Origin of the sequence: Paenibacillus sp. G2S3 (assembly GCF_030123105.1) — a bacterium.
Taxonomy (GTDB): Bacteria; Bacillota; Bacilli; order Paenibacillales; family Paenibacillaceae; genus Paenibacillus_AQ.
The window spans coordinates 6,116,539-6,139,724 of sequence record NZ_CP126095.1 but is presented as its reverse complement, the minus strand read 5'-3'; the positions used below and the strand labels follow the sequence as shown (position 1 = coordinate 6,139,724).

The following is a 23,186-nucleotide window of genomic DNA, read 5'->3' as shown; positions in this document are numbered from 1 at the left end:
CTTTTTTTATGCTCCCGTTCCAGTTGTCATCAGAAGGAAAAAAGACGGGAATCTGTCTACAGAAGGGGAAAGTTCCCCTCCTTAAGACTGAGTACGAAACCAGCCGTAGGGCTGTTTTGACTTCAGCCAAAAATGTCTAAACTAAATCTCGGGATGGAAAATAATACATAATGGGGCAGTCATAAGAGGAGTACCAGAAAGTATAAGGGTGAAAGGGGAAACGAAAATGAAGTGGTTAACCAAATGGTCGTTCGGTAACAAGGCTGCGGTGGGGCTTTTAGTGGTAATGGCTCTTGTAGTGGGAGGGATGAGCTATACTTCACTACCGATGGAATTTATGCCAGAGGCAGACAATCCACAAGTGACTGTAACGGTGCTCGGTCCGGGTCAGGATGCCCATGCGATGGAGACAAAGGTTACGAAGCCGATTGAGGCTGGCGCTGCTTTTGTAAAGGGGAAGAAAGAAATACTGTCTACTTCCGGAGACGGATACGCACAGGTGAACATTTTTTATGATTCAAAGACGAATATGAAGGATGCTGCTGGGGAGGTGCAAAAGGTTGTAGATTCGTTGCAGTTCCCTGAAGGGGTAATGGCTCCTTTTGTACTTCAACTGAATACTTCTATGATTCCCGTGTCGCAGGTCACCCTTTCGTTTGACGAAGGTCTGACTAAAGAAAACCTTAAGCTTGCGGAAGAAACGATCATTCCAGAGATGCAACAAGCAGAAGGTGTAGCCAACGTCGCCTTATATGGCAAAGTAACTCCGCAAGTGCGAGTGAAGCTAGATCCAAAATTAATGGCTGAGAAAGGAATTACGACACCTCAAGTACTAGGATTACTTCAGGGACGTAATGTATCGGCATCCCTTGGGGAGCAGACGATTGGTGGTCAGACAGGTAACGTTAATGTGGTTTCTACTATTGATAGTATCGATACTCTAAAAAAGCTACCCGTATCCTCGGGTGTTAAGCTGCAGGATATTGCTGCCGTCGAATTGAAGGAAGATCAAGAGAGCGTTAGCCGCTCGAATGGGAAAGATGTTCTGTTCGCCATAGTAACCAAAGAAGCTAATGCGAATGCAGTAAGTGTCGGAGATCATATACAGGATACCGTAGCACATATTAACAAAACCATTCCAAATGCAGAGGCAGCGGTCGTATTCAGCACATCAGATATGGTAGTTACCTCTGTGAATAGTATGATGCGTGAAGTATTGCTAGGCGCGCTGTTCGCGACGATCGTAATTTTACTGTTCCTACGCAACCTGCGTGCAACCCTGATTACGGCGGTTTCTATCCCGCTTTCACTAGCAGTTACCTTATATCTCCTTGATATATCCGGCATAAGTCTGAATATTATTACGCTCGGGGGTGTGGCCGTTGCGGTCGGTCGCTTGGTTGATGATAGTATCGTAGTGATCGAGAACATTTACCGCAGGCTGCAAAAAGAACCCTTCTCCCGTGAAATGATTATAAGCGCAACTGGAGAAGTGGCTAGAGCGATTACTTCATCTACGATTGCAACGGTAGCGGTATTTCTGCCGATGGGTCTTCTGCGTGGTAGTTTACAGGCGTTCCTACTTCCGTTTGCCTTAACGGTCACGTATTCACTGTTAACTTCACTCGTTGTAGCTTTGACGGTGGTTCCGCTGTTAAGCTCATGGCTGCTGAGAAGAACTTCAATGAAAGAACACGAGCCGTCTAAATGGTTCACCCGAATCCTCGATTGGAATCTGCGCCGGAAATGGATTACTTTATCGCTAGGGCTTCTCCTTCTGATTGGCTCCATCGCTGCTTATGTGACTATGCCAAAAGGCGCGCTTGATGCTTCAGATGCCAGCTATGTCTCTGTTCAGTTGAATTATCCGAAGGATGTTCCTGTTAAAGAGATTTTGGAAAAAGGAAAGCAGCTAGAGCAAGACCTGATGAAACAGCCAGAAGCGGAAACGGTGATCATGCAATCAGGGAACAGTGCAGATGCGGCCCAGTGGGGGTCTGTCAGCTCGGAGACCTTAGTGGACTATACCGTTGTGATGAAAAAAGGTGCAGATGCGCAAGGCTTCATCGATCATGTCCGTGATGTGAAGGATTCCTATGCAGGGGCAACACTGGTTGCCAATCAAATGAGTATGATGGGTTCAAGCTCCACTAGCGAATATATTGATATCGTGGGTGATAATCTTACAGATATTACTGCTGTTGCAGCAGAAGTTACGAATAAATTGAAGACTGTGGAGGGTATTCAGAAGGTCAGTAGCAATATGGAGGATACCAAACCTGTCTTTTCATTTAAGGTAGATCCGGCACAGACGAATGCACAAGAAATTACGATGCAATTGTCGGCTATGCTGAATCCGATCCCTATGGGACAAATCGAACTGGACGGTACTCCTGCTGGAGTAGTGTTAGATCCTATGGCTGAGTCGAAGTCGGAGCAAGATTTAAAAGCAATGACGCTCATGACTGCTGAAGGACCAAAGCCACTATCCCAACTCGCAACCTACGAGGTTCGGAATGAACCTGCACTGTTGTTCCATAAAGATGGGAAGCCATATGCAAGAATTACAGCGGAAGTAGATCCGAAGAAGGTGTCTGAAATCGGAGTGGATATTAAAAAGGAAACCGATAGCATTGCCCTTCCGAAAGGCGTCACCTTATTTGCAGGCGGAGCATCTGTTGATCAGTCAGAGGATTTCGCTGACCTTGGTATGACAGCGCTGATCTCCATCGGATTGGTGTATCTGATCATGGTCCTCACCTTTAAAACTCTTCGTGCTCCGCTGGCGATTATGTTCTCCTTGCCGCTGGCTGCGATTGGTGCGATTGTTGGACTGATCGTATCCGGCGTAACACCTGATTTCACTGCCCTGTTCGGGGCTCTGATGCTAATTGGTATCGTCGTCACGAATGCGATTGTGCTTATCGACCGTATTAAGCAGAATGAGACGCATATGAGTATTCGCGAAGCGATTCTGGAAGCGGCCGGAACACGGATGCGCCCGATTCTGATGACAGCTATTGCTACCATTTGCGCCATGACTCCACTGCTGTTCGGCCATGCCGAGATGGGCAGCATTGTCTCGCAAAGCTTGGCGATTGTGGTCATCGGTGGCTTGACCGCGGCAACGCTGCTTACGCTGGTTGTGGTTCCAGCGATTTACGAGCTGTTCTACTTCCGTAAATCGGCTAAGGAGCGCAAGGGCGCGGTGAAAGTAGAAACTCCCATGCATGGTGCGTAATATCAAAAAGTTATAGTGATAAACAACTGAAACAGGCCCTTCTCAGACATTTTAAATGATGCTGGGAAGGGCCTTATTATTTAGAAAATGAGAATCTACTTATGTAATTGGACAGTGCGAAATATCTACGTTTTGATTTTATAAATAATGATTTTTACAACGATATACAACGCATTTAGCATAATTAATATGAAAGGGATGATAGAGAATATTCTATGGGACGAAGACAAGGCAGACAGCATAAATAATGCGAGGAGCAAATAGGGAAGGGACAATAAATATTTTCTAGGGAAAACATTATGGACAAATTCAAATTTCATAAGGAATACATTCCTTTCTAAGGGGGCGATATCCTCGAAATTAGAATAGCATAACTCCTGATTTTTGCGAAGGTGCAGGCCGAGTTAATCAAAGTGTTGATTTTTATTTGCATACAAAAAGGCAGACCGACGATAATTGGTATCGTGGCCTGCTTTTTAATACTGCTCATTAGCTGTTAACCGCAAGAACAATTCAACACTGGCTTACGCGCGGCTTGGGTCTCATCCAAACGGCTAATCTCAGTGGTATGCGGTGCGTTGATTACGATCTCCGGTGTCTCCTGCGCTTCTTTCACGATCTGGATCATTGTATCGATGAAGCCATCGAGCGTTTCTTTACTTTCGGTTTCCGTCGGCTCGATCATCATACATTCCTCTACAGTCAGTGGGAAGTACACGGTTGGTGGATGGTAGCCAAAGTCGAGCAACCGTTTTGCAACGTCCAAGGTGCGCACGCCATATTGCTTGAGATTCCGGCCGGACATTACGAATTCATGCTTACATACGCCCGGATATGGGATTTCAAAATACGGCGCCAGACGGTGCATCATATAGTTCGCATTCAGAACGGCATTTTCGGATACCTCACGCAGTCCGTCTGGGCCATAGGTGCGGATATAGGCGTAGGCACGAACGAGAATACCAAAGTTGCCGTAAAAAGCTTTCACGCGTCCAATGGATTCAGGTCCGCCGAAGTCGAGTGAGAAGCTGCTATCTTCGTTTTTCACCACAGTTGGTTGTGGGAGGAACGGAATCAAGATGGATTTTACGCCGACAGGTCCGGCTCCAGGGCCACCGCCGCCGTGTGGGGTGCTCATTGTCTTATGCAGGTTCAAATGCACAACGTCAAAGCCCATGTCACCGGGGCGGGTAATGCCCATAATGGCATTGGAGTTCGCTCCATCGTAATAGAGTAAGCCGCCTGCTTCGTGAACGATTTCGGCGATCTCAACGATTTGGGTTTCGAACAAGCCGAGCGTGCTTGGGTTAGTCAGCATCAGTGCGGCTGTGTCACTGCCAACAGCTGCTTTGAGTGCTTCAAGATCAACCATCCCTTTATCTGTGGAAGGGATCGTGATCGTTTCAAGTCCTGCTGCTGAAGCACTAGCAGGATTGGTGCCGTGCGAGGAATCCGGCACGATAACCTTCGTGCGGGTCTCGCCGTGGCTTTCATGGTAGGCACGGATCATCATGAGACCGGTCCATTCACCATGCGCACCTGCGGCAGGCTGTAAGGATACTGCATCCATGCCTGTTAGTGCGGACAAGTCATTTTGCAGGGTATACATTAATTCCAGTGCGCCTTGAATGCTTTCTTCCGGCTGGTAAGGGTGGATCTTAGCTAGGCCGGAGAAGCGGGCAACATCTTCGTTGATTTTCGGATTATATTTCATCGTGCATGAACCCAGTGGATAGAAGCCGTTATCTACGCCGAAGTTGCGGCGTGAAAGCGAAGTATAGTGGCGAATGACATCCACTTCCGATACTTCTGGAAGCACGACGGGTTCGCTACGAAGTAAACCTGATGGAATCAGAGATTCCAAGCTTTCTTCCTGCGGCACATCGCATAGTGGCAAGGAATAGGCCGAACGGCCGGGACGACTTAATTCAAAAATTAGACTTTGCTCCGGTTTCATATACAGCCCTCCAGTGCGCTAGCGAATTGGTCGATTTCGTTTTTGCTTCTTTTTTCTGTTACGGCAACTAGCATATGTCCAGCAAGCTCAGGATAATCACGGCCCAGATCATAACCGCCGAGATAACCTTCCTTCAGCAGCTTCGAATTAATAGCGCTCACGCTGCTTCCTTCAGGAAGCTTCAAGACAAACTCGTTAAAGAAGGGGGAGGAAAAGGCAAGTTCAGCACCTGTTAGTTCGCTAAGTTTATTAGCGGCGTAATGGCTTTTACGAATGTTTAGCTCGCCTACTTCACGCATCCCTTCTTTACCCATAACAGATAAGTAGACTGATGCGCAGAGAGCTAGCAGCGCTTGATTGGAGCAAATATTGGATGTCGCTTTTTCACGGCGAATATGTTGTTCGCGAGCTTGGAGTGTCAGAACGAAGCCGCGTTTACCGTTACGGTCAACGGTTTGGCCAACGATACGACCTGGCATGCGGCGCATTAAATGCTCAGCTACAGCGAAGAAGCCACAGGTTGGACCGCCGAGAGAAGCTGGAATACCAAGTGGCTGAGCGTCACCGACTACGATGTCGGCTCCAAGCTTACCTGGTGTTTCTAGTACGCCAAGAGCGATCGGATTTGCACTGACGACGAACAACCCTTTAACAGCATGGATCAGCGGCTCAACGGAGCTAAGATCTTCGATGCTGCCAAAGAAGTTAGGCGATTGCATCAGTACTGCGGCAGTATCACCATCAATGGCTTCAGCAAGCTTCACCTGATCGGTAACGCCGTCTTTATAGTCAATCTCCACTACCTCAAGACCCCAAGCATTAGCCGATGTACGTAACACTTGGCGCGCTTCAGGATGAACGGTGCGGGAGACAATTAATTTTTTGCGTTTGGTAGTACCAGCTGCGAGAACGGCTGCTTCGGATAATGCCGTTGCGCCATCATACATACTGGCATTGGCTACTTTCATACCGGTTAGTTCACAAATATAGGATTGGAATTCGAAGATTGCCTGCAGTTCACCTTGGCTGATCTCCGGTTGATAAGGAGTGTAGGCTGTGTAGAATTCCGAACGGGAAATGACATGGTTAATTACCACAGGGATGTGATGGTCGTATAATCCGGCGCCGAGGAAGCTGGCGTGCGAATCGAAGTCAGCGTTTCGGTCAGCGAGACCTTTCATGTGACGTAGCAGGGCGTACTCATCGAGCGGTTCAGACATCGGCATAGTGCCTTGATAACGGACGGCTTCAGGAATATCGGAGAACAGCTCATCTATGGACTGAATCCCGACGGCTTCCATCATCTCTACGCGGTCCTGTGCTGTCATGGGCAGATAACGGTGCTTCATTAAGGTCTCACTCCTTGGCTTTTTTAAAATATAAGAAAGTACAATTTTCACGCTATACTTTATTCCTTCTATTTCTCGCTTAAAAGCTCACCGTCCTTATATGGACGCTAAAGGCGTTTATACTTGTAAAAAGGGGCCTTAATCACGACAGCCTTAAGCTGCTTGCCACGTATCTCTACGAAAACCTCTGTGCCTATTTCACTGTAAGCTGTATCAAGCAAAGCTAATCCCAGGTTGCGCTTCAGCGTTGGAGATTGGGTTCCGGTTGTGACCTCTCCGATTTTGATGCCGTCTGCATAGACTGGGTAATGGGAGCGTGGAATGCCTCGATCAATCATTTCTAGACCGACAAGACGGCGGGGAAGACCGGCTTCTTTTTGCTGTATCAACGCATCGCGTCCGATGAAGTCCGCTTTGTCCAGCTTCACGAAGAACTGTACTCCAGCTTCAAGAGGCGTGATGTCAGCCGACAGCTCCTGACCGTACAGTGGCAATTTTGCCTCGAAACGAAGCGTATCCCGTGCGCCTAGTCCAGCAGGTGTTAATCCGTGAGGAGAGCCAGCTGCGAGAAGGCCGTTCCATAACGTTGCTGCCCCATCTAGCGGAGCGTAAATTTCGAAGCCATCTTCACCGGTATAACCCGTACGGGAGATCAGTACTTCTAAACCGCAGACGGTTGCGCGTTCGATGAAGTGGAAAGGCTTGAGCGTTGAGATCGGTGCATCAGTAACTTTTGCGAGTATGGTCTCTGCCAGCGGACCTTGCAAGGCGAGCAAAAGCGTCTCGTCAGAGACATTAGTGAGTGTGACTTCACCGAATTCAGAGGTCAGATGCTCTTGCAGCCACTGGAAGTCCTTATCGATGTTGGAGGCATTTACGACAAGCATATAACGGCCTTCACTTAGTCGATACACGAGTAAATCGTCAACGACACCGCCGTTTGGATAACAGAGCAGCGTATATTGTGCCGCACCATCCGTGAGGCGGCTGACATCGTTGGTCGTCATTTTTTGCAAAAAGGCTTCCGCACCGCTTCCAATCACCATGAATTCACCCATATGCGATACATCGAACAGCCCAGCCTGCTGGCGAACGGCTTCATGCTCCTTTACGATACCTGTAAACTGTACTGGCAGCTCCCAGCCGCCAAAATCAATGCACCTGGACTCCGCATAAGCGGAATAGAGATCGTAAAAAGGCGTTCTTTTCAAAGCATCCATGTCGTCACTCCCCTAGTCTAATTACATACGAAAAAAGGACAGGCAGAAGCAATCATGCATAAATGCACTAATCGCTTTCTGCTCTGTCCTTTGTACCTGAGAGTTACCCTGCGTAACTAACCTGCAAGTTTCCCCGTTGGTGACCTGACGCATTCAGCCTCGCGTCTGATGCTCTCCAGAGGTACGTCCGACAAAGGTCCTTTTGCCTGAGAGATTCACCCCTGTTAGGGCTTACTCCTTCGGCGCCGTCTTCAAGTGAGACAGTCTCTCCCTATGCCATCATCCGCAACTGTATTTGTTTCTTATGTCTCCATTAAACGGGTATAGTAGGGCGCTGTCAACAAGAAAAAGTCAAAAAAACGACAAATTTATTTTACTGTTAGTAATATTGACATTATGCTCTGGGATCACTTAGGCTATAACTAAATTTAGAATTCCAATTTGGAAATGAGGCGGCTTGAAATGAGTGAAGTTTTAGATAACCTTCTTTACAGCGAAGAGCATGAGTGGGCACAGCAAGTGGAAGGACGCGTAGTACGTGTTGGGATTACGGATCATGCACAGCATTTGTTAGGCGATATCGTATTTGTGGAATTTCCAGAAGTGGGCTCGGCCATTTCAGCCGGTGACAGCGTTGGTAGTATCGAATCGGTTAAGACTGTATCGGAATTATATTCACCCGTCTCGGGGAAGGTTACCAAGATTAATGACGGTTTAGAAGCAAGTCCAGAGCTAATCAACGATAAGCCTTATGGCGAGGGTTGGATTTTTGAAATTGAAGTGGACGGAGATTATGCTGATGCTGTAAAAGGTCTGCTGGATGCAGCCGGTTATAGAGCGTTGGTAGGAGAGTAATTGGGATTTTTCACTGTATATTAATTTCACCGCATGTGATATTTGTAGCAGCAAGTTTCTGTTTTTGGGGACTTGCTGTTTGGTGTTTTTATATTGATGTGGAATTAGGGAAAACCTCCCTCATTTTAGAAGGATATAGCGTGAAACTAAGGATTTTAGGGAATTTCTCCCTGAAAATTCCGGTAAAACAGCTATTTCTGCCTAAATAGGGTATTAATCAGGGAGGAATTCCCTAATCTTGCGTCTGAACAAGAGAACAGGCGGAAAATCAGGGAGTATTTCCGTAATTAATAGTGGCGAGGCCATTTTTGTATGTTGATAAGCAGATTCGCACTCGGACTAACTAATATACCTATCTCTGAGTACAATCAATATTTTATTCACCCTCTTGAAGCTGCCGCAGCACAATGATCTCTACACGGCGGTTCTTTTGCTGACCTGCTGCCGATGTATTATCTGCGGTGGGCTGGGTATCAGCATAACCTGCGTATTGAAAATTGTCGGGATTCAATCCCTCCCGATCTAAGAAAAAACGAAGCACTGACAGTGCACGAGCACCAGACAGCTCCCAGTTGTCGTTAAAGTGAGAAGCCGAAGATACGGGCGTATTATCGGTATGTCCTTCAATGCTAATCTTTGCGCCGATGTCTTTGAATAAACCAGATAACTGCTGAAGAGCAGGAAAGGCTGGTGATTTCAGGTCTGCCTTACCTATATCAAATAGAAAACGATCACTGAGGGTGATTTCTATCCCCTGTGGTTTGTCAGCAACAAAAATCTGTTCTCCGAGATTATTTTCCTCCACATAGTTTGTGATCACACCCATTAATTCAGCGAGTTTAGCTTCTTGTTCTCGAAAAGCCAGCTCACGTGCCGAAGGTGCTTCATTCTCCGTTTGTTCATCAGATCCATCATTCGGTCTCGCAGTTGCAGCTGCATTCCCATTTCCGTCTGTACTTTCCGGTTTACTCTCAATTGTCTTCTCAGCATCTAAAATACCGTTCCCACCCTCAAGGACAGTGTTTCCAGATTTGAAGGTCTCGGATAATGAGCCTGTCACGATGTTATATTTGTCAGTGTCCAGGCTGCTCATCGCATACAATATAACGAAAAATATAAGTAAAAGTGTGATTAGATCTGCGTAAGTAATCATCCAACGGTCGCGGCTTTCCCGAGTCTCTACACGCCGCTTGCGCCGGTCTCTTTGTCTCATAGAAGACCTCTAGTTTCCGCACGGTCATTCGTGTCCGTGTCTGAGATGAATGAGTTCAGTTTTTTACGCACCAGCAAGGGATGATCCCCGTTCTGCAAAGAAAGAATGCCTACAAGCAGCATTTCCATACTATGTAGCTGGCTTTGACTGCGGGATTTGATTTTGGAAGCGATGGGTAAAAATATTAAATTAGCGATGGCGACACCGTACAGTGTTGCGGTAAATGCAACTGCGATAGATGTACCCAGATTCGACGGATCTGTAAGGTTGCCAAGCACACGAATGAGACCCATTACTGTCCCGATAATTCCCATCGTTGGTGCATATCCACCTGCAGCTTCAAAAATCTTAGCATAGTTCTCATGCTTCAATTCTTTAGCATCCATTTCTAATTCAAGAATCTGTCTTACCTGCTCAGGATCAGTGCCGTCGACAATAAGAAGTAGACCTTCACGTGTAAAAGGGTCCGGATGTTCTTCAGCTTGTTTTTCTAACATTAGAACGCCGCCGCGACGGGCCACGGTTGCCATTGCAATGAGTTCTTCTGCTTTTTCTTCATCATGATCAGGGTTGCTACCGAAAGCCATGCGTAATGCTGTTGGAATGGAGCGCAGCTTAGATGCCGGGAAGCTGATCATAACAGCGGCAAATGTACCCCCGAACACAATCAAAGCTGCATTAAGCTGCAGCAGTCCTGAGAGGCTTCCGCCTTCCCAGAGATAGCCACCGATTAACGCAGCTAGTCCAGCCAATAGGCCGATTATTGAGGTAATATCCATGCTTCAAGCTCCTAACATTTCTATGTATTATGGTTTGCAACGATCTAGTCAACACTGTATAATGAAGGGGAACACATATTCTTATCTTCCATATTTTTTAATTATAAGAAAGTATAAGTTACACGTTATACTTTAATTCTTATAATTCTCGCACAAACGCTTAACGTCTTTTAGAGACGCCAAAGGCGTTTTAGCTTGCTATCGTATGGAGAGAGAACATTCAGACAACAATTATAATATATTAATCTAGTTTAGACGATAGAGGGGAGACGGGCAAATGAGTGATATTGTCGTCAGTACGAAGACTTTTGAATTGGAGTCCGAGTATACACCCCAGGGCGATCAGCCTCATGCCATAGAGGAATTACTACAAGGCATCCGGCAGGGCAAGAAGCACCAGACGCTGCTGGGCGCGACGGGTACGGGGAAGACGTTTACCGTTGCACAAGTTATTTCCAAATTAAACCGCCCGACGTTAGTTATTGCGCACAACAAGACTTTGGCTGCCCAACTGGCGAGTGAGTTTAAGGAGTTTTTTCCGCATAATTCGGTAGACTATTTCGTCAGCTACTACGACTATTACCAACCAGAGGCGTATATTCCCTCCTCCGATACTTATATCGAGAAAGACTCCAGTATTAATGAAGAGATTGATAAATTGCGCCACTCCGCGACAAGCTCCTTGTTCGAACGGCGTGACGTTATTATTGTGGCGAGTGTGTCTTGTATTTACGGCCTCGGTTCGCCGATGGAATACGGAAGCTTGCTCTTGTCATTGCGGGTAGGAATGGAGAAGCCTCGAAATGAGATTTTGAGCAGGCTAGTGGATATCCAGTACCAGCGTAATGATATCAATTTTGTACGCGGAACCTTCCGTGTACGTGGTGATGTGGTTGAGATTTTCCCAGCGTCTCAGGGTGAGCATGCCATTCGAGTCGAATTGTTCGGTGATGAAATTGAGCGAATCACTGAGATTGATGTACTGACGGGTGAACTGATCGGGGAGCGCGATCATGTCGCTATTTTCCCGGCGTCTCACTTTGTCACCAAAGAAGAAACAATGCGAGTGGCACTGGTCAACATTGAAAAGGAGCTGGAAGACCGCTTAACGGTTCTTCGTGACGCAGGAAAGCTTCTTGAAGCTCAGCGTCTGGAACAGCGGACGCGTTATGATATTGAGATGATGAAAGAAGTGGGCTTCTGTTCTGGGATCGAGAACTATTCCGGACCGCTCACCTTCCGTGAACCAGGGGCAACACCGTATACATTAATGGATTATTTTCCGGATGATATGCTGATCATTATTGATGAATCTCATGTAACGCTTCCGCAGATTCGGGCGATGTATAACGGTGACCGGGCGCGTAAGACGGTACTGGTTGAGCATGGTTTCCGTTTGCCATCTGCGCTGGATAACCGTCCACTTCAGTTCGAAGAATTCGAAGAAAAGGTGAAGCAAATCGTATACGTTTCAGCGACACCTGGACCCTATGAAATGGAACACTGCGACACCATGGTGCAGCAGATTATCCGGCCTACAGGTCTTTTGGATCCGATCATTGAGGTTCGTCCTACAGAGGGACAAATCGATGACTTGATTAGTGAAATTCGTGATCGGGTGGAACGAGACGAACGCGTACTCGTCACAACATTGACGAAGAAGATGTCGGAGGATCTCACGGATTACTTTAAGGAAATTGGGATAAAGGTTCGTTATATGCACTCTGATATCAAAACGCTGGAGCGGATGGCGATCTTACGTGATCTTCGTCTCGGTACATTCCATGTTTTAGTAGGGATTAACCTGCTAAGAGAAGGTCTCGACTTACCGGAAGTATCGCTCGTCGCTATTCTCGATGCCGATAAAGAGGGCTTCCTGCGTTCTGAGCGTTCGTTAATCCAGACTATTGGACGTGCGGCCCGTAACTCCGAGGGGCGTGTAATCATGTACGGTGATCGGATGACTGATTCGATGGAGAAGGCGATGAGCGAAACGTCGCGTCGTCGCGCCATCCAGATCGCCCATAATGAGAAACACGGCATTACCCCAACCACCATTAATAAAAAGGTGCGTGACATCATCGAGGCAACGAAGGTTGCCGAGTCCAAAGCGGATTACCTCACGGGTGTTGGTGGCAAGATGAATAAGAAAGAGAAACAAAGCCTGATCCAGCGTCTGGAAGCCGAGATGAAGGACGCAGCGAAGAACCTGCAATTCGAACGCGCGGCAGAGCTGCGTGACGCATTGCTGGAGCTTCGGGCTGAGTAATAAACCTTAAATGCATCTCCGATATTTAAAATATGTAATTGAACGGTGCTGTCCAGGCCGTTCTTTTTGAATAAATAGATGGACGCGTATCCCGTAGGGACAGCGTTCCGCAACGCTATAGTAGTTGTGATAATCTCGCACTTCCCGCTCTTAGCTAGTATGCGCCTAACGTCCAAGCGGTCCCGTAGGGATAAGCGTTCCAAGCACCGCTGTCACTAAGTCCCGTCCCACCAGCCTCCTTCGCCAAAAAGTGCAGGTGTCCAGAGGGTGCAACCCTTGGGGCCCTCCCTTGGAAGGGAGGGTTTGGGAGGGATCGAAAACGCTTTTAATAAAGCTCTGAAATCGTTAAAGCTTTGATATTTGATTCATTAAAGGAGAGGTTCCGTTGGCGAACGAAAATATTGTAATTAAAGGCGCGAGGGCGCACAATCTCAAAAACATCGATGTGACGATTCCACGTGACCGTTTCGTCGTGCTGACGGGGCTGAGCGGCTCGGGTAAGTCGTCGCTCGCATTTGATACGATTTATGCTGAAGGTCAACGGCGTTATGTTGAATCTTTGTCAGCTTATGCACGTCAGTTCTTGGGCCAAATGGAGAAGCCGGATGTGGATTCGATAGACGGATTATCCCCGGCAATCTCTATTGATCAGAAGACAACAAGTCGCAACCCGCGTTCCACAGTAGGTACGGTTACTGAGATCTATGACTATCTGCGGCTGCTTTTCGCACGGATCGGTCACCCTCATTGTCCAGAGCATGGAATTGAGATTACTTCCCAGACCGTTGAACAAATGGTAGACCGGATTATGCAGTATCCAGAGAAGACTCGTTTGCAAATCCTGGCGCCTATTATTTCAGGACGTAAAGGGGAGCACAAAGGACTTTTCACAGACATTTCTAAGCAAGGGTTCGTACGTGTGCGTGTGGACGGTGAGCTAAGAGATCTGTCTGAAGATATTGAACTTGAGAAGAATAAAAAACACACCATAGAAGTTGTTGTAGACCGGATCGTCGTTAAAGACGATGTGGAGACCCGGCTAACGGATTCACTGGAGACGGCGCTTAAGCTTTCGGGCGGTAAAATCCTTGTGGATATCATCGGTCAGGAAGAGTTACTGTTCAGCTCTAATTTTGCTTGTCCGATTTGTGGTTTTAGTATTGAAGAGTTGGCACCACGTATGTTCTCATTCAACAGTCCGTTTGGAGCCTGCACAGAGTGCGATGGACTTGGTATGAAGATGGTGGTCGATCCAGACCTGCTTATTCCTGATGCTGAGAAATCCATTGAAGAAGGTGCTTTTTTAGCTTGGACTGGAAGTACCTCTAATTACTATCCGCAATTTCTGAAGTCCGTGTGTGAGCATTTTAATATTCCACAGAACGTTCCAGTGAGCAGCTTAACACCTGATCATATGAATAAACTACTGCATGGTACAGGTAGTGAAAAGGTTCGCTTCAAATATGAGAATGATTTTGGTCAAAAGAAAGATGCGATGGTTGCTTTTGAAGGGATTATTCCGAATCTGGAGCGTCGTTACCGGGAGACCGCATCTGACGGTATTCGTGAATTTATCGAAGGATTTATGAGTGCTAAGCCTTGTCATGTATGTAAAGGCAAACGTCTGAAGAAAGAAATTTTGGCGGTGACGATCAACGAGCGCAATATTTCGGATATTACCGATCTCTCCATTGGTGACTGTCAGCATTGGTTTGAAGAAATAAAGTTAAGTGAGAAAGAGACAGCTATTGCGAATCTCATTCTTAAAGAGATCTGCAGTCGACTTGGGTTCCTGGTGAATGTCGGATTGGACTATTTGACACTTAGCCGTGCAGCAGGTTCACTTTCTGGTGGTGAAGCGCAGCGTATCCGGTTGGCCACTCAGATTGGGTCGAGTTTGATGGGAGTACTATATATTCTGGATGAGCCGAGTATTGGCCTGCATCAACGGGATAATGATCGTCTTATCTCAACCCTTGCGCATATGCGTGACTTAGGAAATACGTTGATTGTTGTCGAGCATGACGAAGACACGATGATGGCCGCGGATTATATTATTGATATTGGTCCGGGCGCAGGTATTCATGGTGGACAAGTTATGGCGCAAGGAACGCCGGAAGAAATTATGAAAGATCCAAATTCCTTAACGGGTGAATATTTGAGCGGTCGTAAGTTTATTCCGGTAACCGCTAAGCGTCGCGCTACCGATGATCGTTGGATAGAAATCCGTGGTGCTAAAGAGAATAACCTTAAAAATGTGAATGTGAAGATTCCATTGGGTGTGTTTACGGCGGTGACTGGTGTGTCGGGCTCCGGTAAATCTTCGCTTATTAATGAAATACTGTACAAGAGCTTGGCACGGCAGCTGAATAAGGCTGTGAAGGTTCGTCCGGGTCAGCACAAAGAAATTCGTGGCTTGGAAAATCTTGATAAGGTCATTGAAATCGACCAATCACCCATCGGGCGTACACCACGCTCTAACCCTGCAACCTATACTGGCGTATTTGACGACATTCGTGATCTATTCTCTAAGACGAATGAGGCAAAGGTACGTGGGTTCCAAAAGGGACGCTTTAGCTTTAACGTAAAAGGCGGACGCTGCGAAGCTTGCCGTGGGGACGGAATTATCAAGATTGAGATGCACTTCTTGCCTGACGTATACGTTCCTTGCGAGGTATGTAAAGGTAAACGTTATAACCGGGAAACACTAGAAGTGAAATATAAAGGGAAAAACATTTCCGACGTGCTGGAGATGACTGTAGAGGATGCTACAGAGTTCTTCGTGAATATCCCTCGTATTCACCGTAAAATGCAAACGCTGATGGATGTGGGTCTTGGGTACATTAAGATTGGTCAGCCAGGTACCACATTATCCGGTGGTGAAGCGCAACGCGTGAAGCTGGCATCTGAACTATACCGTCGTAGTACCGGCAAGACACTCTATATTTTGGATGAGCCTACAACGGGTCTGCATGTGGATGACATTGGTCGTTTACTAGAAGTATTGCATCGCTTGGTGGATTCGGGAGAATCGGTTCTTGTCATTGAGCATAATCTGGACGTTATTAAGACCGCGGACTATCTCATCGATATGGGACCAGAAGGCGGCAGTGGCGGTGGAACGGTTCTGGCAACAGGAACACCAGAGAAGCTCATTACCGTTACGGAGTCATACACAGGCAAGTATCTGAAGCCGGTTCTGATTCGTGATACGGAGCGGACTAAGGCGCTTATGCTTGAAACGGCGGAAACAACCTAAGCTATAAATAGCTGGGTAATATAACTATCAAATGATAAAGGTCACGGCAATTTGCTGTGGCCTTATTGTTTGTTGTCCGAAATTATTATTTTTCCAAAACAATGGAAAGGTACAATTGCTGGTAGTCACCGGTAAATTAGAGTCATTATCCGTTCTGATGTTAGTTTTCTAGTAAAAGTTAAACGACTCCTATAAAAAAGAAAACCAAATAATAGACGAGATAGGCATATGTGGGGCATGTCCGCAGTAAGATTTAATGAGGAGCATGCTGTTGCTGTAGGTATGCATAATGGGTAATAGAGTAACAGTAAGCTCAAATGGTTCCTTGAAAAATAAATAACTAATTGTAAGCTACATTTAGCTCTATCAAAAGCTTCAGTTACTAGATTGGGGAAAGTATTCCTGAAAACTCAAATCAAACCGACAATCAGCTAATTTGAAGGGGTATCGATTTCGCCGAAAAACACCAAACGTCAATGAACAAAATCATTAATTTATCCAATTTTATAGGGATAAAATATATTTTTTACGACAAATACATAATTTTTCTACAAAACCTATTGCATCGCCCAAATGGTAGCGATAACATAGAAGAGGATATGGGGAATACTGGATCTTGCTTGACAACATTTTTGAGGAGGTAAGGTAATGCTACTTGCAGAAGTTGCCGCGCAAGGACCGTCTAAATTTCATACCTTTGATGTTTTTATGATTTTATTCACTATCCTAATTTTGGTTGGAGTCGTTCGGTTACTGAGAGCTCCCCAGAAGAACAAGTTCGCCATTGCTTTCGGAGCGGTTAGTTTGTTGGTTTTTGTAATCTCTGACTATGCCATGGTGATGCATTGGTTAAGTTGATGAAAGAATTAAATTGAACAGCTTTGCACCAAAAGACTCCTTTAACGCCGTGGGCGCATTGAAGGTGTCTTTTTTCAAATTATATAATGTAAAATTTATCCATGTGCAGAGAGGGTCTGGTGAAGGTTGATGAGGATTGGGGAGAAGCTGGTGAGGAAGGGATTGGGCCTGCTGCTTTGTGGTGTATTGCTGTCAGGAGTATGGAGTGAGTCGGTTTATGCGTTGGGTAGTACGACTAAGGCGGTTAGCGCGGCGACGACAACCCAGAGAAACAAAATCAAAAATTCTACAGTAACAGAAGATCCTATACCAGGAATTATTAAAAATATCACCCCCTCCGTAGTGGGCATTATCGGTAAAGACGATAGTGGCGGAAATAGCGGGCCGGATGATCGGTACAATCTGACGCATGGTTCTGGCATTATTGTGAAATCAAACGGATGGATCGTAACTAATGCACATGTCATCAAGGATCTACAGAATGCCGTAGTTGTGACGTCGGACTCCAAAACCTACAGCGTTAAAGAAACGTATCTCGATGAAGTTAGTGATCTGGCACTGATCAAAATTAATGCAACTTCCCTTAAACCTGCGAGGTTTATTCCATCGACCGGCAAAACCGTAGTTGGTGAGAAGGTAGTCGCCATCGGAACACCGATTAGCTTTTCTCTAAGGAATTCAGCGACTGTAGGGGTTATAAGTGGCCTTAACCGTGAAGTAGCTGCGGCTTATCGCCTGATCCAAAGTGACACAGCGATTAATCCCGGAAATAGCGGGGGCCCACTAGTGAATATGAAGGGCGAGGTGCTTGGAATAAACAGTCTGAAATACTCAGCAGTGGGTGTGGAGAATATGGGCTTCTCTATTCCGGCAGATACCGTGCAGTATATTATGAACCAGCTTTTTAAGTACGGTGAAGTAAAGCACCCGAGTCTTGGGCTGGTACTAGAGCCGAGCTGGTCTACGATTGTAGGATTGCCAACGCTTGATCCACTGACCGTAACCAAGGTGGTTTCTGCTGAAGCACTCAAGGCGGGGATTGCCGAAGATGATGTCTTGTATAGCATTGACGGCCACCGTGTGGTCTCACTAGTTGATATTAATGAATTCTTCAAAACCTATTCTCCAGGTAAGACAGTACGACTGGTTATGCAAAGTGATGGCGATATCGTCATCCGCAAGCTCGTGCTCACTCAGGGCGATCCCTTGTTAAGTGAAGAAGGTTCTGGAACAGATGGAGACGAGCATACGGAAGAGTGATTGATGAGGAAACTTGAGAGGGGGACGGTAAATGGACTTTAAAGTTTTAAAGCAAGGGTTGTGCGTGATACTGACCTTATTATTGTTTTTTACTATATTACCGATACAAGCAGCACGGGCAGCAGAAGCAGACAAGCTACAGCTAAGTCTTAAAGTTGGCAGTACTTCAGCTACGGTGAATGGGAAGAAGGTGACTATCGAGCGGCCTTATATGGAGAACGGAACGGTCATGGTACCGCTCGGGGTTTTTAAAAAGACATTTGGCAGCACGGTTTCCTTAGAAGGAAATGATGTAGTGAAAGTAACGTACGGCTCTCATACAGGGTTGATGACAATTGGCAGTACTAGCGCCTGGAAGGATGAGACTAAAGTTAAACTCAGCTCCGCGCCTCGAATGGTTTCAGGTGTGCTGATGGTGCCGCTCCGTTTTGTAGCGAGTGTACTGGGTGCAACCCTCTCCCAAGGTAACGGTGGTGAGCTGATCATTACCTTAGTTCCTGCAGACAATGAAGGAGATATGCCAGTGGATACTGGTATTGATAGCGATGTGGGGAAGACACAAATTGGGAACAGTTATTTTCAATGGACACTAAATTATCCGTCTGGACTGATTGCTGGAAATAGCGGTGGAGATGAGAGTGTGGCTACATTCTCCAGTGCGGACGATCTTTATTATTTGGAGATCCATGCAAGTGATCAGGCGGTTTCGGTGGATGCAGATGGGCTTCTGGAGCAACTAGTTCGGGAAGTCGAGGAAGGTGGGGAGTTGATATTAGATCGAGAGTCGTTCCCTAAAGCCTCTGTACCCTATGCGCGTTTGGTTAGTAAAGATTCCAGCGGAGCACTTTGGGAAAGCAGGCTGATCTATGCGGAAGGTAGACTTTACGAGATTTATTTGACCGATGAAAAAGCCACTCATTATAAAGACTTAGCCAAATATGCGGGTTTGCTGAGTTCCTTTCGACCCTCTTTTGATATCAAGGATAACAAAATCCGTGATCTCTCTACCGTAAAGAACGGTCTGAGTGAAGCCTATAATGAGGACTTTGGCATTTCACTGAAGGTTCCTGCGGCTTGGAGTAAGGATGACCAGCATTTCTATTATGAGAGTAAACAGGGAAGTCATTTGACTGTGGCGGTCTCGTCGGCACCTGCTGGTTCTACACTAGAGAGCTGGGCTGAAGATTTGAAGGCAAAAACGCAAGAGAACTTTGTAGCGGACGCTTATGTTTTTAAGGATAGCATGAAGTCTGAAATCTCCGGCGTACCTGCACAAATAAGTGAGACACAGCTGAATTTCGGCATTGGTTGGACGACAGAATATCAGGCAATCGTGCTCAAGGATGGGTACCGTTACTATTTTGAATATGTGACACCCGCTGGACAAGAAGACGATAAGGCCAAATTTAAAGCCATTATAACCTCTATTGATATTGATTTTGATCACATGAAGGAGAACTTTGGGCGACTCGCTAGCGATGATTATAAGACGCTCAAGAATAAAACGATAACCAAAGTATCCAAAAGATACGGTTATGCCATCGACATTCCGCGTTTATGGATACCCAATCAAGATGTATTCGAGACACAGTCGGTAGAATATCGGTTCATCGGAGGACGCTTCCAGATTAATTCAAAACCAGAGGGTACCGTGGATTATACGGTTAATGTACTCAAGGATTCTTATCAAAATAAAAATAGTGATCCGAAAGGTCCTCGCATTGAAAGTATAGTGGAGTCTACCTTTGCAGGGGTTCCTGCTACAATCCTTACCGTACATCAAATCAAGAATGGTGTTCCTGTCCGCAGTAAGCAAGTTGTTTTTGGTAAAAATGAGGTGGTTTACACGATTACTGTTACGCTGAATGATGCCAATGCTACTGCAGAACAGCAAGCGCTGCTGGATAAAACGCTGCAATCGTTTCGATTTACGGGGAATGAGTAGTTTAGAGTTGTGTGGAGTGTGTGGAGTTCAGGACTAACTAATAGTAGAGTGTAATTCAATTAGACGAAGAACGTCCTTGTTGCCGATTTGGCGCGGGGCGTTCTTTCTTTATATAAATGTTGGTAAACACATGGCGCTTAGATGTGATATTTGATACAATTATCAAGTTAAGCAACTAGAAATGACCCGCCATATGGCGGTTTGGGAGGATATAAATGAAAGAGCAACAAATACGCAGAGAAGACGTGGAGCTATTGGCACCTGCAGGTGACTGGGACTGCATGCGTGCGGCGGTAGCGAACGGAGCAGATGCTATCTTTTTTGGCGTAGAGAAGTTTAATGCACGGGCGAGAGCGAACAACTTTCGCATGGACGAGCTGACGGAAATTATGGCGTTTTTGCATAGCTATGGTGTGAAGGGTTTCCTGACCTTTAATATACTGGTTTTTGAAAATGAATTGTCTGATGCAAAAGAACTGATTGACGCTTGTGTAGATGCTGGTGTGGACGCGGTGATTGTACAGGATTTAGGTTTGGTCAAAATGATCCGTGAAATCTCACCGGATTTCCCGATTCATGGTTCGACACAAATGACGATCACTTCTCCGGAGGCGGTCGAGTTCACTAAGCCTTTCAGTTTGGAACGTGTGGTACTGGGCCGTGAGAACAATCTGAAGCAAATTAAGACAATTGGGGAGCAAGCCCGTCTGCCGATGGAAGTATTCGTGCACGGTGCCTTATGTGTCTCTTATTCGGGTCAATGTCTGACTTCGGAAATGTGGGGCGGACGTTCCGCCAACCGCGGAGAATGCGCTCAAGCTTGCCGTCTGCCTTATGATCTGATGGTGGATGGAGAAGTTAAACCTATGGGTGATGTGACTTATTTGCTCTCCCCTAAGGATTTGGCTGCCATTGATCTTATGCCGGAGCTGATTGAGGCGGGCGTAACTTCTTTCAAAATCGAAGGGCGCCTCAAGAGCCCGGAATACGTTGCGAATGTAGTTAGTAAGTATCGTAAGGCAATTGATCGGTATTTTGATGGCGATATGTCCAAACCATCGAAGGAAGAAGTTCGTGAACTGCAACAAAGCTTCTCCCGCGGTTTCACGCATGGTTTCCTAGATGGAACGAACAATAAAAAGCTCGTAGACGGCACTTTCCCGAAAAGCCGTGGTGTATATCTCGGAACGGTTGAACAAATTCTTCGTGATGGCGTTGTCTGCCGTATTCATGCACCGCTTAAGCGGGGCGATGGAATCGTGTTTGATGCAGGCGATCCGACGAAAAAAGAAGAAGGCGGACGCGTTTACGACCTTCGTCGTAAAGGTGTGAAGCTCGAAGGTGAAGCCGGAGAAGGCTGGATCATCGACATCGTAGCCGGTCGTAATGATGTGGATCTGCGTCGTCTAAATGTCGGTGACCGCATTTGGAAGACAAATGACCCTGCGTTAGACAAGGCGCTGCGCCAGACTTATGAAACCGAGAAGCCGTACCGGGTATTCCCGGTACATGTGCGAGTGCAGGGCTGCGTCGGCGAGAAGCTGACCACCTGGTGGACGGACGTTCAGAAGAACGTTACCGTCCGTGTGGACTCGGAGCTCGCGCTGGAAACAGCGCAAAAGCGTCCGATGGATGCCGCGCTGCTGGAAGAACAATTCGGCCGCCTGGGCGGGACCGTGTTCCAGCTTGACGCGCTAGAGTCGCATCTGCAAGGCGACGTGATCGTCCCTATGCGCGAGCTGAACAGCATCCGCCGCCAAGCGGTGGAGCTGCTTGCGGGCGAGCGCCCGAAACCGCCCGTGTACGTGAAACGGGCGATCGAGGTCTACGGCGACGCTACCCGCAGGGGCGTCGCTCCGCAGCGCGCTGGTGAAGCGGAGCTCACCGCGCTGTGCCGCAGCCTGCCGCAGGTGCAGGCTGCGCTCGAGGCCGGCGTGAGAAACATCTACGCCGACTTCGAGTTTATCAAGCAGTTCCCGGCAGCGGTAGATGCGGTACGGGCTGCAGGGGCCAGCATCGCGCTGGCCACACCACGCATTCATATGCCAGGCGAGAACGGCTACCACGCCAATATCCTGCGGCTGCAGCCTGATGCCGTGTTAGTACGCAACACCGGCGCGCTGTATTATTATCTGCGCCGCCGCCAAGAGCAGCCTGATGCTGTGCATCCTCGTCTAATCGGCGATTTCTCATTGAATATCGCCAATCATAAGGCAGTGGATCTGTTCCTTGAGGCAGGCTGTGACATGGTAACACCATCCTATGACCTGAACATTCAGCAGATGGTTGACCTGCTTGAACATAGTGATACTTCTCGTATGGAGATCGTTATTCACCAGCATTTGCCGATGTTCCACACAGAGCACTGTGTATACTGTACCTTCATGAGTGAAGGCACAGACTTTACGAACTGTGGTCGTCCATGTGAAGAGCATCGCGCTTCCCTGCAAGACCGTATTGGAATGTCACATCCAGTTCGTGTGGATGAAGGTTGCCGTAATACTGTCTATAACGCAGTTGAGCAGTCCGGTGCAGAGTATTTGAACAATTTCCGTGATCTAGGCGTATCCTCGTACCGCGTGGAGTTCCTGGAAGAGACACCAGAGCAAGTGGCTGAGGTAATTAGCCTGTACAGCCGCGCACTGCGTGGCGAAATCTCTGGTACACAGGTATGGAAGAGCTTGAAGGCTACCAACCAGCTGGGGGTAACACGGGGACAATTGGTAAACGCGAAGTAATAAAGGTTAAAGAAATAGGGCTAGGTGACTACCGGAGGATACTCTGGAGTTGCTTGGCCCTTTTTTATAGATATCATCTCGTCCTCTTTGTTACTTGCATATACTAGATAATATATAGGTGAGAGTTAGTAAAGTGTTTGAACTTGCGATGAATGCTTTATAATTTCTTCTCTCCGGTTTGTTTGGAATAGATATACAAATATAACAAACACTCTGATATTAATCTGCTATAACTGCTATAAT

13 protein-coding genes and 1 riboswitch are annotated in these 23,186 nt (G+C 46.8%); of the genes, 8 read left to right on the top strand and 5 right to left on the bottom strand.

Annotation, left to right across the window (positions count from 1 at the left end; translation table 11 throughout):
* Positions 1-226: 226 nt before the first annotated feature.
* Positions 227-3,241, top strand: a complete 3,015-nt coding sequence (locus QNH28_RS27220; RefSeq protein WP_283909276.1) for an efflux RND transporter permease subunit — start codon at positions 227-229, stop codon at positions 3,239-3,241.
* Between the two features lie 496 nt (positions 3,242-3,737).
* Here the strand turns inward: QNH28_RS27220 and gcvPB are convergent, their stop codons facing one another.
* The 3 genes from gcvPB to gcvT all read right to left on the bottom strand — a co-directional run bounded on the left by gcvPB (position 3,738) and on the right by gcvT (position 7,767).
* Positions 3,738-5,198 (bottom strand): aminomethyl-transferring glycine dehydrogenase subunit GcvPB, encoded by a 1,461-nt coding sequence (gene gcvPB, locus QNH28_RS27215; protein WP_283909275.1) that lies wholly within the window; start codon positions 5,196-5,198, stop codon positions 3,738-3,740.
* Positions 5,195-6,547, bottom strand: a complete 1,353-nt coding sequence (gene gcvPA / locus QNH28_RS27210) for an aminomethyl-transferring glycine dehydrogenase subunit GcvPA (protein ID WP_283909274.1) — start codon at positions 6,545-6,547, stop codon at positions 5,195-5,197. The genes gcvPB and gcvPA overlap by 4 nt, the downstream gene beginning before the upstream one ends.
* 107 nt (positions 6,548-6,654) lie before the next feature.
* The gene (gcvT, locus tag QNH28_RS27205) at positions 6,655-7,767 is read right to left on the bottom strand and encodes a glycine cleavage system aminomethyltransferase GcvT (protein ID WP_283909273.1); all 1,113 of its coding nucleotides are present in this window, start codon (positions 7,765-7,767) and stop codon (positions 6,655-6,657) included.
* A 184-nt stretch (positions 7,768-7,951) separates the two neighbouring features.
* Positions 7,952-8,050, bottom strand: a riboswitch (glycine riboswitch).
* Between the two features lie 179 nt (positions 8,051-8,229).
* Here gcvT and gcvH point away from each other — a divergent pair.
* Entirely contained in the window at positions 8,230-8,622 is a 393-nt protein-coding gene (gene gcvH, locus QNH28_RS27200) for a glycine cleavage system protein GcvH (RefSeq protein WP_283909272.1), read from the top strand.
* Between the two features lie 376 nt (positions 8,623-8,998).
* On the opposite strand, the gene QNH28_RS27195 is transcribed toward gcvH, so the two are convergent.
* Together QNH28_RS27195 and QNH28_RS27190 are read right to left on the bottom strand one after the other, a co-directional pair.
* Positions 8,999-9,835: an OmpA/MotB family protein gene (locus QNH28_RS27195; RefSeq protein ID WP_283909271.1), complete on the bottom strand. Its 837-nt coding sequence runs from the start codon at positions 9,833-9,835 to the stop codon at positions 8,999-9,001.
* Positions 9,832-10,614: a flagellar motor protein gene (locus QNH28_RS27190; RefSeq protein ID WP_283909270.1), complete on the bottom strand. Its 783-nt coding sequence runs from the start codon at positions 10,612-10,614 to the stop codon at positions 9,832-9,834. The genes QNH28_RS27195 and QNH28_RS27190 overlap by 4 nt, the downstream gene beginning before the upstream one ends.
* Before the next feature lie 277 nt (positions 10,615-10,891).
* Between QNH28_RS27190 and uvrB the strand changes: the two genes are divergently transcribed.
* From uvrB to QNH28_RS27160, 6 genes are all read left to right on the top strand, one after another.
* Positions 10,892-12,883 (top strand): excinuclease ABC subunit UvrB, encoded by a 1,992-nt coding sequence (gene uvrB / locus QNH28_RS27185; RefSeq protein ID WP_283909269.1) that lies wholly within the window; start codon positions 10,892-10,894, stop codon positions 12,881-12,883.
* A gap of 385 nt (positions 12,884-13,268) precedes the next feature.
* On the top strand, positions 13,269-16,142 hold the full coding sequence (gene uvrA / locus QNH28_RS27180) for an excinuclease ABC subunit UvrA (protein ID WP_283909268.1): 2,874 nt from the start codon (positions 13,269-13,271) through the stop codon (positions 16,140-16,142).
* A 648-nt stretch (positions 16,143-16,790) separates the two neighbouring features.
* Positions 16,791-17,000: a DUF2759 family protein gene (locus QNH28_RS27175; RefSeq protein ID WP_283909267.1), complete on the top strand. Its 210-nt coding sequence runs from the start codon at positions 16,791-16,793 to the stop codon at positions 16,998-17,000.
* 126 nt (positions 17,001-17,126) lie between these two features.
* A complete protein-coding gene (locus tag QNH28_RS27170) occupies positions 17,127-18,260 on the top strand; it encodes a S1C family serine protease (protein ID WP_481858342.1) in 1,134 nt (377 codons plus the stop codon).
* A 31-nt stretch (positions 18,261-18,291) separates the two neighbouring features.
* Positions 18,292-20,205, top strand: a complete 1,914-nt coding sequence (locus QNH28_RS27165; RefSeq protein ID WP_283909265.1) for a stalk domain-containing protein — start codon at positions 18,292-18,294, stop codon at positions 20,203-20,205.
* A gap of 215 nt (positions 20,206-20,420) precedes the next feature.
* Complete coding sequence (locus QNH28_RS27160; RefSeq protein WP_149645277.1) at positions 20,421-22,943, top strand: U32 family peptidase; 2,523 nt, start codon at positions 20,421-20,423, stop codon at positions 22,941-22,943.
* Positions 22,944-23,186 lie beyond the last annotated feature (243 nt).